The sequence below is a fragment of the Pseudomonas sp. FSL L8-0168 genome (assembly GCF_037976155.1).
GTDB lineage: Bacteria > Pseudomonadota > Gammaproteobacteria > Pseudomonadales > Pseudomonadaceae > Aquipseudomonas > Aquipseudomonas paracarnis.
This window is the reverse complement of record NZ_CP150262.1, coordinates 3,008,960-3,022,252: the sequence shown is the minus strand read 5'-3', so window position 1 is coordinate 3,022,252 and position 13,293 is coordinate 3,008,960. Positions and strand designations below refer to the sequence as shown.

Annotated in this window: 14 protein-coding genes; 5 read left to right on the top strand and 9 right to left on the bottom strand. The window is 61.1% G+C overall.

Annotated elements, in window-relative coordinates; translation table 11 throughout:
• Positions 1-48: 48 nt before the first annotated feature.
• From MHH62_RS13440 to MHH62_RS13425, 4 genes are all read left to right on the top strand, one after another.
• Positions 49-531: a sigma-70 family RNA polymerase sigma factor gene (locus MHH62_RS13440; protein WP_014719030.1), complete on the top strand. Its 483-nt coding sequence runs from the start codon at positions 49-51 to the stop codon at positions 529-531.
• A gap of 119 nt (positions 532-650) precedes the next feature.
• Positions 651-1,988, top strand: a complete 1,338-nt coding sequence (locus MHH62_RS13435; protein ID WP_014719029.1) for a SidA/IucD/PvdA family monooxygenase — start codon at positions 651-653, stop codon at positions 1,986-1,988.
• Between the two features lie 100 nt (positions 1,989-2,088).
• Positions 2,089-3,309 (top strand): putative DNA modification/repair radical SAM protein, encoded by a 1,221-nt coding sequence (locus tag MHH62_RS13430; RefSeq protein ID WP_014719028.1) that lies wholly within the window; start codon positions 2,089-2,091, stop codon positions 3,307-3,309.
• A complete protein-coding gene (locus MHH62_RS13425; protein ID WP_339233021.1) occupies positions 3,306-4,187 on the top strand; it encodes a TIGR03915 family putative DNA repair protein in 882 nt (293 codons plus the stop codon). The genes MHH62_RS13430 and MHH62_RS13425 overlap by 4 nt, the downstream gene beginning before the upstream one ends.
• 128 nt (positions 4,188-4,315) lie before the next feature.
• Here the strand turns inward: MHH62_RS13425 and MHH62_RS13420 are convergent, their stop codons facing one another.
• The 7 genes from MHH62_RS13420 to MHH62_RS13390 form a co-directional block, all read right to left on the bottom strand.
• A complete protein-coding gene (locus MHH62_RS13420) occupies positions 4,316-4,813 on the bottom strand; it encodes an Lrp/AsnC family transcriptional regulator (RefSeq protein ID WP_014719026.1) in 498 nt (165 codons plus the stop codon).
• 4 nt (positions 4,814-4,817) lie between these two features.
• Positions 4,818-5,648, bottom strand: coding sequence for an ATP-binding cassette domain-containing protein (locus MHH62_RS13415; protein WP_272949497.1), 831 nt, complete (start codon positions 5,646-5,648; stop codon positions 4,818-4,820).
• 3 nt (positions 5,649-5,651) lie between these two features.
• Complete coding sequence (locus MHH62_RS13410; protein ID WP_014719024.1) at positions 5,652-6,365, bottom strand: ABC transporter permease; 714 nt, start codon at positions 6,363-6,365, stop codon at positions 5,652-5,654.
• The gene (locus MHH62_RS13405; RefSeq protein WP_014719023.1) at positions 6,362-7,063 is read right to left on the bottom strand and encodes an ABC transporter permease; all 702 of its coding nucleotides are present in this window, start codon (positions 7,061-7,063) and stop codon (positions 6,362-6,364) included. The genes MHH62_RS13410 and MHH62_RS13405 overlap by 4 nt, the downstream gene beginning before the upstream one ends.
• Before the next feature lie 178 nt (positions 7,064-7,241).
• Positions 7,242-8,021: an ABC transporter substrate-binding protein gene (locus MHH62_RS13400; RefSeq protein WP_014719022.1), complete on the bottom strand. Its 780-nt coding sequence runs from the start codon at positions 8,019-8,021 to the stop codon at positions 7,242-7,244.
• A 227-nt stretch (positions 8,022-8,248) separates the two neighbouring features.
• Entirely contained in the window at positions 8,249-9,295 is a 1,047-nt protein-coding gene (locus tag MHH62_RS13395) for an ornithine cyclodeaminase (RefSeq protein ID WP_020301301.1), read from the bottom strand.
• A gap of 11 nt (positions 9,296-9,306) precedes the next feature.
• The gene (locus MHH62_RS13390) at positions 9,307-10,233 is read right to left on the bottom strand and encodes an arginine deiminase-related protein (RefSeq protein ID WP_014719020.1); all 927 of its coding nucleotides are present in this window, start codon (positions 10,231-10,233) and stop codon (positions 9,307-9,309) included.
• A gap of 283 nt (positions 10,234-10,516) precedes the next feature.
• Here MHH62_RS13390 and MHH62_RS13385 point away from each other — a divergent pair, with 283 nt between their 5' ends.
• Entirely contained in the window at positions 10,517-11,413 is an 897-nt protein-coding gene (locus tag MHH62_RS13385) for a GNAT family acetyltransferase (RefSeq protein WP_198833344.1), read from the top strand.
• 30 nt (positions 11,414-11,443) lie between these two features.
• Here MHH62_RS13385 and MHH62_RS13380 read toward each other — a convergent pair whose 3' ends face one another.
• Both MHH62_RS13380 and MHH62_RS13375 read right to left on the bottom strand, forming a co-directional pair.
• A complete protein-coding gene (locus MHH62_RS13380; protein WP_137270572.1) occupies positions 11,444-11,737 on the bottom strand; it encodes a hypothetical protein in 294 nt (97 codons plus the stop codon).
• A 509-nt stretch (positions 11,738-12,246) separates the two neighbouring features.
• Entirely contained in the window at positions 12,247-13,266 is a 1,020-nt protein-coding gene (locus MHH62_RS13375) for a branched-chain amino acid aminotransferase (protein WP_003192309.1), read from the bottom strand.
• Between the last annotated feature and the right edge of the window lie 27 nt (positions 13,267-13,293).

The following is a 13,293-nucleotide window of genomic DNA, read 5'->3' as shown; positions in this document are numbered from 1 at the left end:
CAAGCACGCTCCTACAGGATCAACACCACCGGGAGGTGCTCAGGAGTCATGTTGGAAAACTACTATCGCGAGCTGGTGTGTTTCCTGAACGCCAAGCTGGGTAACCGCCAGGTGGCCGAAGATGTGGTGCATGACGCCTATGTGCGGGTGCTGGAGCGCGTAAGCGATACGCCAATCGAGCAGCCTCGCGCGTTTCTTTACCGCACGGCACTGAACCTGGTGATCGACGGCCATCGGCGTAATGCCTTGCGTCAGTCCGAGCCTCTTGAGGTGCTAGACAGCGAAGAGCGCTTCGCCGCCTGTTCCCCCCACACCAGCCACCACCAGGGCCAGCGCCTGGAGATGCTCGAGCGCGCCTTGGCCGAGTTGCCGGCGGCCTGTCGCGACAGTTTCCTGTTGCGCAAACTCGAAGGCCTGTCCCACGTGCAAATCGCCGAACGCCTGTGCATTTCCCGCAGCCTGGTGGAAAAACACATCGTCAATGCGATGAAGCACTGCCGGGTGCGCATGCGCGAGTGGGAAGCGCACTGATCGGCTGTTAGTTAAATTTTATTTCACTGTCCTCGTTTCCTATCAACACACGGCCTGTTGTTCAGGCCATGAAGGTATTCCCGCCCCACCGCCATGGGGCTTATCCAGAGGACACTGGAATGACACAGGCAATTGCTTCGCCCGCGGTTCATGACCTGATCGGGATCGGTTTCGGCCCTTCGAACCTGGCGCTGGCCATCGCCCTGCAGGAGCGTGAAAAGGCCCAGGGCAAGCTGGACGTGCTGTTTCTCGACAAACAAGCCGACTACCGCTGGCACGGCAATACCCTGGTGACCCAGAGCGAACTGCAGATTTCCTTCCTCAAGGACCTGGTGACCCTGCGCAACCCCACCAGCCCGTACTCCTTCGTCAACTACCTCAAGGCCCACGAACGCTTGGTGGACTTCATCAACCTGGGCACCTTCTATCCCTGCCGCATGGAGTACAACGACTACCTGCGCTGGGTGGCGGGGCAGTTCCAGGCCCAGGCCAACTACGGCGAGGAAGTGCTGGCCATCGAGCCGATCCTGCATCAGCAGCAGGTCGAGGCGTTGCGCGTGATCTCCCGTGATGCCCAGGGCGAGCAGCATGTGCGCACCACCCGTTCGGTGGTGGTCAGCGCCGGCGGCACACCGCGCATCCCCGAGGCATTCAAGGCGCTCAAGGGCGATAGCCGGGTGTTTCACCATTCCCAGTACCTGGAGCGCATGGCCAGCCAGCCGTGCGTAGACGGCAAGCCGATGCGCATCGCCGTGATCGGCGGTGGCCAGAGCGCGGCCGAAGCCTTTATCGACCTCAATGACAGCTTCCCGTCGGTGCAGGTCGACATGATCCTGCGCGGCTCGGCGCTCAAGCCGGCCGACGACAGCCCGTTCGTCAACGAAGTGTTCTCGCCGGCCTTTACTGACCTGGTGTTCCAGCAAGTCGGTGCCGAGCGTGAGCGTTTGGTCGCCGAGTACCAGAACACCAACTACTCGGTGGTGGACCTGGACCTGATCGAGCGCATCTACGGGATTTTCTACCGCCAGAAAGTCTCCGGCATCGCCCGCCAGGCGTTCCGCACCCTGACCGTAGTGGAGAAGGCCACCGCCGGCCCGCTGGGCATCGAACTGGCCCTGCGCAATACCGCCACCGGCGAAACCAGCCTCAACCATTACGACGCGGTAATCCTGGCCACCGGCTACGAGCGCCAGATGCACCGTGAACTGCTGGCGCCGCTGCAAGCCTACATGGGCGACTTTGAAGTGGCCCGCGACTACCGCATCGTCACCGACGAGCGCTGCAAGGCTGGCATCTACATCCAGGGCTTCAGCCAGGCCAGCCATGGCTTGAGCGATACCTTGCTGTCGGTGTTGCCGATTCGGGCGGATGAGATTGCGGCGTCGTTGTATGCGCTGGACCATCACCGTGGCAAGGCGCGTTCGGTGCAGGACCTGCTCCTGGCCACCGCCAGCTGACCGATCCGCTTATTGTGGCCAGAGCTTGCTCCTACAGACGGCACTTGTGACAAAGTGTGGCTATTGGTACTGTACAAAAAACCAGTATCGGTAGCCCTCCATGCAGTTGATCGAAAAACTCAGCATCCTCGCCGACGCCGCCAAGTACGATGCGTCCTGCGCCAGCAGTGGCGCGCCCAAGCGCAGTTCCGAGGGCAAGGCGGGGCTGGGTTCCACCAATGGCATGGGCATCTGCCACAGCTACACGCCCGATGGCCGTTGCGTGTCGTTGCTCAAGGTGTTGCTCACCAACTTCTGCCTCTACGACTGCCAATACTGCGTCAACCGCCGCTCCAGCGACGTGCCCCGTGCGCGCTTCAGCCCGGAGGAGGTGGTCACCCTGACCCTGGATTTCTACAAGCGCAATTGCGTCAGTGGGCTGTTCCTCAGTTCCGGCATCATCCGTTCGTCGGACTACACCATGGAGCAACTGGTGCGGGTCGCCAAACTGCTGCGCGAAGAGCATGACTTTCGCGGTTATATCCACCTCAAGACCATCCCCGATGCCGACCCGGCCCTGATCGCCGAGGCTGGCCGTTATGCCGATCGCCTCAGTGTGAATATCGAACTGCCCACCGACGCCAGCCTGCAGACCCTGGCGCCCGAGAAGCAGATCGGCTCGATCAAGCAGGCCATGCAGACCATCTACACCGGCGAACAGACGGTGCTCAACGAACCCCGTGCGCCACGGTTTGCCCCGGCCGGGCAGAGCACGCAGATGATCGTCGGTGCCGACGACACCGACGACAGCACCATCCTGCACGGTGCCGAGGCGTTGTACGGTAATTTCAAGCTGCGCCGCGTGTATTACTCGGCGTTCAGCCCCATCCCCAACAGCCCGAAAAGCGTACCCCTGGCCGCGCCGCCCTTGATGCGCGAGCACCGCTTGTACCAGGCTGATTTCCTGCTGCGCAGCTACGGTTTCAGCGCCAATGAGCTGTTCGCCGGCCCCGGTGACCTGGCACTGGATATCGACCCCAAGCTGGCGTGGGCCCTGGAGCATCGCGAGGTGTTCCCCCTGGACCTCAACCGCGCCGAGCCGACCCTGATCGCACGTATCCCCGGCATCGGCCTGCGCACCACCCAGCGCCTGGTCGACCTGCGCCGTGAGCGCAAGATCCGCTTCGAAGACCTGGCGCGCATGCGCTGCGTGCTGGCCAAGGCCAAGCCGTTTTTCATCACCAGCGACTACCACCCGCAACAGGCCGACAGCACCAGTGTGTTGTTGCGCGAACAATTGCGGGACCGTCCGCAGCCGCAACAGATGGGGTTGTGGGGATGATCAGCCTGGAGTGCGACAACCTGTTCAGCACCTGGCGCGAACAGGCCCGCTGGTTGCTCAGCCATCAGGTCGACCCCAGCCAGGTCAGCTGGGGCGAGGTGCAGGCGGCGGACCTGTTCGCTACCGATGAACCTATCCCACCAGGGATGGGGCCGTTTCAGGCGCGCATACCCAAGGCGTTGTTGCAATTGTTGGAGTCCGCTGCCTGTTATCAAGGTGATCAGCGCTGGAGCCTGTTGTATGAAGTACTATGGCGGGTCAGCCACGGTGATCGCACGGCCATGCTGGCAGGTGACAAGCTTGGCAGCGAGTTGCAGCGGCGCATCAAGCAAGTCAGCCGGGAGGCCCACCACTTGCACGCGTTTGTGCGCTTCATCGCGCTGCCGGCCGAGGCAGGGCCGGAACTGCCGGAGTACGTGGCCTGGCATGAGCCGGCCCATGACATTCTCAAGAGCGCCAGCGAGCATTTTATCGGGCGCATGGGTCGCCATCGCTGGATGATCGCCACGCCCCTGGACGGGGTGTATTACGACGGCGAGCAATTGATTCATCAGCGCCAGTGCCCCGAGGCCTGGCAGCAACTGGCGCAGAATGTTGAAGATCCCCACAGTGCGATGTGGTTGACCTACTACAGCCACATCTTCAACCCGGCGCGGCTGAATCCCAAGGTGATGGAAGGGCATTTGCCCAGCCGCTTCTGGAAGAATTTGCCGGAGGGCAAGTTGATCCCGGGGCTGATCAGCGAGGCGCGTATGGGCAAGCAGAAGGATGGGCAGGCGAAGCTGGTGGGTGCCAAGCCAGGCAAAAGAATTGCAAACCCGGTCAATGTGGGAGCTGGCTTGCCTGCGATAGCGGTCGACCCGTCAGATGTGGGGTGACTGATTGATCGTTCCCACGCTCTGCGTGGGAATGCCACCCCTGGACGCTCCGCGTCTGCTCTTGAAGTTGTGACGCGGAGCGTCATTGGATGCATTCCCACGCAGAGCGTGGGAACGAGCTAGCTGGTTCAGGCCAGTTCGGTCGCGGTGTTCTTGACCACCGCCAACTCCGGATGCGCCACCAGCTTATCAATGTGCAACTCATCATTGTTCAACCAGGTCTCGGTCAGCACCCGGTAATGTTCCATATCCCGGCAGCGCATGCGCAGGCTGTAGTCGAATGGCCCGCTGATCAACTGGCATTCGAATACCTGCGGGCAGGCTTTCACGCAGGCTTCGAAGGCCTTTTGCGCCGAGCGCCCGCTTTGGTTGGACAAGGCCACCAGCACCAGCAGTGACAGCCCCGGTGAGACCATCTGCACATCGATGATCGCCCCATACCCACGGATCACCCCGCGTCGTTCCAGCTTGCGCACCCGTTCCAGGCAGGGCCTGGGGGTGAGGTGTACCAGCGACGAGAGCTTTTCGTAGGTAATACGCCCCTGATGCCTGAGTACGTCGATGATCGCTTCGTCGATGCGATCCAGCGTAGGGGAAGAATGGGGTCCGTGGGCCTTGGTATCCATGAGTTCACTTCAAACGGTTGGAAAGAAATTGCTGCAAGCGTTCGCTGGTGGGATGGTCGAGGATCTCGGCGCCGCCGTGTTCTTCGACTCGGCCCTGGTGCAGGAACAGCACTTGGCTGGACACCTGGCGGGCAAAGCCCATTTCGTGGGTGACCATCAGCATGGTACGACCTTCCTCGGCCAACGTCTGTATGACTTTGAGCACTTCTCCTACAAGTTCCGGGTCCAGGGCCGAGGTGGGTTCATCGAACAGGATAATCTCCGGTTCCATTGCCAGCGCCCGCGCAATGGCCACGCGCTGCTGCTGGCCACCGGACAGGAACGCCGGGTATTGGTCCGCCACGCGGCTCGGCAGGCCGACCTTGTCCAGGTACAGCCGCGCACGTTTCTCGGCTTCGGCGGCGCTCACGTTCAGCACCCGGCGCGGGGCCATGGTGATGTTTTCCAGCACGGTCATGTGGCTCCACAGGTTGAAGTGCTGGAACACCATGGCCAGGCGCGTGCGCAGGTTTTGCAGTTGCGCCTGGTGCGGCGCACGGGTGCCGGCGCGGCCTGGTTGCATTTCGATGCTGATGCCGTCCAGGGTGATCACCCCGGCGTCAGGCTGTTCCAGAAAGTTGATGCACCGCAGCATCGTGCTTTTGCCCGAGCCGCTGGCGCCGATCAAGCTGATCACATCGCCCTGGCGTGCGTTGAGGGACACGCCCTTGAGCACTTCGTGTTCGCCGTAGCGTTTATGGATACCTTCGACTTGCAGCTTGATGGCCGCCGTGGCGGTTTTGCCGACGGGTATATCCATTGGATAAGCGGCCAGGGCCTGCGCGGACTGATTCATGGGTTAGCCTCGGGTAGGAACAAGAAAGCGCATCCAGCGACGTTCGGCCAGCCTGAACAGGCCCACCAGTGCAAAGGACAGCAGCATGTAGAGCAGGGCGGCGATGCCGAAGGCCTGGAAGGTCAGGAACGTCTCGGCATTGGCATCGCGGGCGACCTTGAGGATGTCGGCGACGGTGGCGGTAAACGCCAGTGACGTGGCGTGCAGCATCAGGATCATTTCATTGCTGTAGGCCGGCAGGGCGCGACGCAATGCGGCGGGCACGATCACAAACAGGTTCAGCCGCCAGCCGTGCAGGCCATAGGCGCGTGCCGCTTCGATCTCGCCATGGGGAATGTTGCGGATTGCCCCGGCGAAGATTTCCACGGTGTAGGCGCAGGTGTTGAGCACAAACGCCAACAGTGTGCAGTTCAGCGCATTGCGGAAAAACTGGTTGAGCAGGGCGTTGTCCTGCACCACTTCCAGGCTGTACAGCCCGGTGTAGCAAATCAGCAGTTGGATATACAGGGGCGTGCCACGGAACAGGTAGGTGTAAACCTCCACCGGCCAGCGCAGCCAGAAATGCTCTGAGACGCGTGCCAGCGCCAGTGGGATCGACAGGCCAAAGCCCAGCACTACCGAGATAATGAACAGCCACAAGGTCATGGCGACACCGGACAAGCCGCTGCCATCGCTGAACAGGTAGGCCAGGCCGTATTGCTGGAACAGTTCGATCATCGCGCCATCCCCTTGATGCCCAGGTTATAGCGCCGTTCCAGGCGCTTGAAGATGCGGTTGGAGAGGGTGGTAATCACCAGGTACACCAGGCCCGCGAGGATCAGGAAGTACAGCGGCTCGCTGGTGGACTTGCCGGCGTTCTGCGCGGCCTTGACCAGGTCTGACAGGCCGATGATTGACACCAGCGCCGTGGACTTGAGCAGCACCAGCCAGTTATTGCCCAGGCCCGGCAGGGCAAAGCGCATCAGTTGCGGGAACAGCACCAGGTGAAAGCGCTGCCAGCGGCTCAAGCCGTAGGCGGTGGCGGCTTCCAGTTGGCCGGCCGGCACACTGAGGATCGCGCCTCGGAAGTTTTCGGTGAAATACGCGCCGTAAATAAAGCCCAGGGTGATCACTCCGGCGGTAAACGGGTCGATTTCAACGTAGTCCCAGCCGAACGCTTCGGTCAGGTCGTTGAGCCACAGTTGCAGGCTGTAGAAGATCAACAGGATCAGCACCAAGTCCGGCACGCTGCGGATCAACGTGGTGTAGAGCGTGGCCGGCACGCGCAGCCATTTGGCGCTGGAGAGTTTGGCGCCCGCGGCGACCAGGCCCAGGGTAAGGCTCAGGGCCAGGGCGAGGAACGCCAGCTTGAGCGTCATCCAGGCACCCTGGGCCAGCATGGGGCCGTAGCCTTGCAGGTTGAGGAGGTCGTTCATGGGGAAGATCTCGAAGGAGTGCACGGATTTACTGTGGGAGCTGGCTTGTTGTGGCGAGGGAGCTTGCTCCCGTTCGACAGCGCAGCTGGCGCCGGCTTTTTGGGGGCGCTTCGCACCCCAGCGGGAGCTAGCTCCCTCGTCACAACAAGCCCGCTCCCACAGGGGCACGGGTTGCCGGTTACTCGTTGTAGATGTCCTGATCGCCAAAGTATTTCTTCTGGATCTGTGCGTAAGTGCCATCGGCCTGGACGGCGGCGATGCCCTTGTTGATCAGCTCACGCAACGCCTGGTCGTTTTTGCGCAGGCCCATGGCGATGTCCAGAGGCAGGGTCGGGTCCTTGAAGGCCGGGCCGGTCTTGAAGTCGGCGCCTTCGGGCTTGGACAGGAAGTTGAGCTGGGCTTCGAGCTTGTCCGTCAGGGTGGCGTCGAGGCGGCCGTTTTGCAGGTCGGCGTAGTTCTGTTCCTGGGACTGGTATGCCTTGATCTGTGCACCGAGCTTGGCCAGGTGTGCGCGGGCATAGGCTTCCTGCAACGAGCCTTGCAGCACGCCAACGTGCTTGCCGTTCAGCGACTCGGGGGTGTCACCGAAGGTGGCGTTTTTGCGGGTGATCACCGAGGTGGGGCTGAGGAACAGGCGGTCGGTGAAGTCGATGACTTTCTCACGAGCCGGGGTCACGGCCATGGAGGACATGATCGCGTCGAACTTGCGCGCACGCAGGGCCGGGATCATGCCGTCGAATTCGTTGTGCACCCAGGTGCATTTCACTTCGAGCTTGGCGCAGATAGCGTTGCCCAGTTCGATATCGAACCCTTGCAGGCTGCCGTCGGCGGCGACAGATTCGAAGGGCGGGTATTCGGGGAACACGCCAAACCGGATTTCTTTCCAGTCCTGGGCGTGGGCAGCAGTGGCGCACAGTGGCAACAGCAACGCAGCGAAGAGTGATCGCAGAGGAGTCATGTGTCGGTCCCTATATTTTGTAATTGATGTCAGGGGCAGTGAATAACTGGGAGCAGAGAATGCTTCATGGTGGTGCGTTTTTTGTGTCGTTTACCCCCTGCGCAAAGCGCAAATTGCGCTGTTAAAACAAGCAATGCAGCGGAATCGGCTGTGGCACCGGCAAAATCGGCTTTTAACCCACTAGAATCTGGCCTGCCCTGGTCGCAAAGCGGCAGGCCAGAGCGGTTTCAGGCGCGCTTTTTATGCTGTACCACAGGTTGCTGGGCCAGGCGTGCGAACAGGTTTTTCGGGTCGGCCAGGTCCGGCACCAGCTCCAGCTCGCTGCCCACATCCAAGGCTTTGGCCACGTCCAATACATAGCGCAGGGCCGAGTAGTCTTCGATGGCAAAACCCACCGAGTCGAACAGGGTAATTTGGCGGTCATTTTCGCGGCCCGGCTGTTGGCCGTTGATCACTTGCCACAGCTCGGTGACCGGCGAATCTTCCGGCATATGCTGGATTTCACCTTCGATGCGGCTTTGCGGTTCGTACTCGACGATCACCCGAGCGCGCTCGACGATGCGGCGGTCCAGCTCGGTCTTGCCCGGGCAGTCACCGCCCACGGCATTGAGGTGCATGCCTGGCTCGATCATCTCGTCAGTCAGGATGGTGGCGTAGGCTTTGTCCGCAGTCACGGTGGTGACAATGTCCGCGCCTTTGACTGCCTCGGCGACGCTGGCGGCCAGGATCACCTTGATCGCCGGGAACGCCTTGAGGTTGGCGGCGAGCTTGGCGGTGGCCTGGGGGTCGATGTCGAACAGGCGGATTTCAGTAATACCGAGCATGGCGTGGAAGGCCAGGGCCTGGAATTCGCTTTGGCAGCCGTTGCCGATCAGCGCCATGCTGCGGCTGTTGGCGCGGGCCAGGTAGCGGGCGACCAGGGCCGAGGTGGCGGCGGTGCGGATCGCAGTGGTCAGGGTCATTTCCGCCAGCAGCACCGGTTTACCGGTGTCGACGTCGCCCAAGGCACCGAACGCCATCACGGTGAGCATGCCGGCCAGGGTGTTTTTCGGGTGGCCGTTGACGTACTTGAAGGCGTACAGCGAGGCGTCGGACACCGGCATCAGCTCGATCACCCCATCCGGTGAATGGTTGGCCAGGCGCGCGCATTTCTCGAAATCCTGCCAGCGCAGGTAGTCGGCGCGAATGTAGTCGGCCATTTCGGTGATGCAGGTTTGCAGGCCTTTTTGCGAAACCAGGTAGCTGAGGTCGTTGACGTCGATATAACGGGTCATGGCAAGACTCCTTATTGAAATGAGGGACGGGCCGGCAGATGCACTTCAGCCAGCATGCAGCGGGCACTGCCGCCGCCGATGCGTTCGATGTTGTCGATATTCACCACCACCGGCCGCGTATGGCGTTCCACATGCTGACGCTGCGCCGGATGCAGAGCGCCCCAGGCACTGGCGGACATCACCAGCAACGGCTGGCCGTCACGGTCGTGGACTTCCAGCATGTTGCCGGCGAAGGCTTCCAGCTGGTCGAAGTCCAGGCTGAGGATGTCTTTGCCGGTATCACGCAGGGAGCGTTCCAGGGCCAGGCGTTCGCGGTCGTCGGGCAGGGCCTGCAGGCACACCACCGCGAGGTCGCGGCCAACGCTCATCATCACGTTGCTGTGGTAGATGGGTGCCTGGTGGCGGTCCAGGGCGTGGAACACGCAGAGTTGGTAGTCGAGGCGTTCGGCAAACTGGCGCAGGGCCGCGTGGTGGGTGCGCCCCGAATGGCAGGCGTAGCTGATGCGGTGCTGGCGGTCGAGTACCATGCTGCCGGTGCCTTCCAGGAAGATGTTCTGTTGTTCCAAGTGGCTGAGATCGATGGTGGTGTTGATCGCAAAGCGCTGCTCCAAAACTTGCAGCACGCCCTTGTTGCGCTCCAGTCGGCGGTTCTGGCCTTCCATGGGGTAGAGCACCAGGCTGCCGTCGGCATGGCTGCTCCACCAGTTGTTGGGGAAGATCGAGTCGGGCGTATGGGGCGCCGGCGTGTCCTGCACCACCAGCACCTCCACGCCATGCTGGCGCAGGGTGTCGACATAACCGTCGAACTCCTCCAGCGCTTTGTGCTGTGCACTGAGCGGGTCCAGCGGCGGGCGTTGGAAACGGTTGTTGATCGCGGTATCCGGGTTGAAGGCAAAGCGCGCCGGGCGGATCATCAGGACGGTGTTGGTGGTTTGCATGGGGGCACGGGTCCGTTGGGGATCTTGTGCCGCTATTGTGTGCGTTGCGGGGAAAGGATCCCGGCTGAAACGGCGGGGTGGTTCAGCCAAGAAAGCTGAAAACGGGAGTGGCGCAGCCGAATCGGCTGCCAGATTGAAATACGATCAAACTGTGGGAACTGGCTTGCCTGTGATAGCGGTGTGTCAGCCCCATTCATCTGGCTGGCCCACCGCTATCGCAGGCAAGCCAGCTCCCACATTGGTATTGTGGTGATTGTTATCGCTGTGTCAGCCAGGAGGAACCATGTCTACCGCTGTTCGCCTTGCCCAACCTTCCGATGCCGAAGGTATCAGCCACGTCATCCTGGCTGCGCTGCACAGCAGCAACGCACGTGATTACCCCGCGGATGTGATTGCGCGGGTTGCCAGCAACTTCACCCCCGACGCTGTGCTGGCATTGCTCCAGCGGCGGGTAGTGTTGGTGGCGACTCAGGATCAACTGATCGTCGCTACGGCCTCACTGGATGGCAATGTGGTGCGCTCGGTGTTCGTCAACCCAGCGCTGCAAGGGCAGGGCATTGGCCGATTGTTGATGATCGAGATCGAACTGCGCGCCCGTGAAGCCGGCGTGACGGTCTTGAGCGTGCCGTCCTCGCTGACGGCGCAAGCCTTCTACGCCAAGTTGGGTTTTCACAACGTGCGTGACGTGTACCACGGCAATGAGCGCACGTTGGTGATGGAAAAAACGCTGTTGTCCCGCCACCCCATAGGGCCTTATCGCGACCGTCAACACCGTGCCCAGGTGATTGAGTTATGGCAGCAGGCGTTTGGCTATGACACCGCGCATAACCTGCCGAGCCTGGCGATTGATAAGAAACTGGCGGTCAACGACGGGTTGTTCTTCGTTGCCACCGACAACAAAGCCGTGATCGGTACCATTCTCGCCGGCTATGACGGGCATCGTGGCTGGTTGTATTCGGTGGCGGTGCATACCGACTATCGGCGCCATGGCCTGGGATCGTCGCTGGTGCGCTATGCCGAACAGGCGTTGACGGCGCTGGGTTGCATGAAGATCAACCTGCAGATCACCGGCGGCAATGACGTGGTGGTGGGGTTTTATGAGGCGTTGGGGTATGGGGTGGAGCCGAGGATCAGTATGGGGAAGAGGATCGTTGAGTGTATTCCAGGACAAAGTAGATGACCGACAGCAATCTGATCATCCGTCTAGCCTTTAAGGCTTACGCTTATTTTTTTTCCGCTTCGCGGTATAGCCTTTCATTGCCGCAAAAGCATTCGCCAAGTTCAGAAACAGGATCTTGTCGTCAATATCCCCTTCGACATCGCCGTCACCGTCGGCATCCCCCGGGCTTGAGGAGCGGTCATAAAAACCATTTTTTTCGCTGGAGCTGGCATACACCAGAAGAGGGTCGGGATCGTTGGGGGCATTCAATACTTCCATCAATATTTCTTTGCTTGCGTCACCTTCGAAGTCATCTGTCGTGAGGTGAATGATAAAGTTGCCCATGAGGTGTCTCCTTGAGGTTTGGTGAGAATCCAGCCTCTGCATTTATAATCTCGATCCCTGCGCATCTCTACTGTCAAACTTGACAGGGTGTATGCATTTACAGTTGATCGTTCCCACGCTCTGCGTGGGAATGCCGCCTGGGACGCTCCGCGTCCCGCCGGACAACACTTAGGGTTTTATGAAGCGTTAGGGTATGGGGTGGAGCCGAGGATCAGTATGGGCAAGAAGATTGGCGAGAATATTGCGCCACGCTCTTGAAGGCGTAGAAACCAGTGTGGGAGCTGGCTTGCCTGCGATAGCGGTGGGCCTTTGATCGTTCCCACGCTCTGCGTGGGAATGCCGCCTGGGATGCTCCGCGTCCCGCCGGACAACAGGTGACGCGGAGCGTCAGGGGATGCATAGCATTCCCACGCGGAGCGTGGGAACGATCATATGCTGGCTGACAGATCGCTATCGCAGGCAAGCCAGCTTCCACAGGGGTTTTGTGGTGTCGCTGGCTTTCGTGGCTGTCAGACCTTGACGATCCAACCCGCCGGCGCTTCAACGTCACCGGTCTGCACACCGGTCAGCTCTTTGTAGAGCTTCTGGGTGATCGGGCCGACTTCGGTCTCGCTGTGGAACACGTGCAGCTTGCCGTTGTACTGGATGCCGCCGATAGGCGAGATCACCGCAGCGGTACCGCAGGCGCCGGCTTCCTTGAATTGGTCCAGCTTGTCGATGAACACTTCGCCCTCGACCACTTCCAGGCCCAGGCGGGTCTGGGCCAGTTCGATCAGCGACAGGCGGGTGATGCCTGGCAATACCGAAGGCGACTTCGGCGTGATGAACTGGTTGTCGTGGGTGATCCCGAAGAAGTTGGCCGAGCCGACTTCTTCGATTTTCGAGTGGGTCATCGGGTCCAGGTAGATCGCGTCGGCGAAACCGGATTTCTTCGCTTCCGAGCCGGGCATCAGGCTGGCGGCGTAGTTGCCACCGACCTTGGCGGCACCGGTGCCTTGCGGCGCGGCGCGGTCGTAGCCGGAGATCTGGAAGTTGTGCGGCACCAGGCCGCCCTTGAAGTAGGCACCGACCGGGATGCAGAACACCGAGAAGATGAACTCCGGCGCGGTACGCACGCCGATGTTGTCACCGGTGCCGATCACGAACGGGCGCAGGTACAGCGCGCCGCCACTGCCGTACGGCGGGATGAAGCGCTCGTTGGCCTTGACCACTTGTTTGCAGGCGTCGATGAACGCGTCGGTCGGCACTTGTGGCATCAGCAGGCGGCCACAGCTGCGCTGCATGCGGGCGGCGTTCTGGTCCGGGCGGAACAGGTTGATCGAACCGTCCTTGCAACGGTAGGCCTTCAGGCCCTCGAAGCATTGCTGGCCATAATGCAGGGCAGTGGAGCCCTCGCTGATGTGCAGCACATTGTCGTCGGTCAGGGTGCCAGCTTGCCATTCGCCGTTTTTCCAGACCTGGAGAAACCGCTTGTCGGTCTTGATGTAGTCAAAACCCAGCTTGTCCCAATTGATGCTCTCGTTACCCATGACACCCTCTATCTCTGGTCAAGTCGG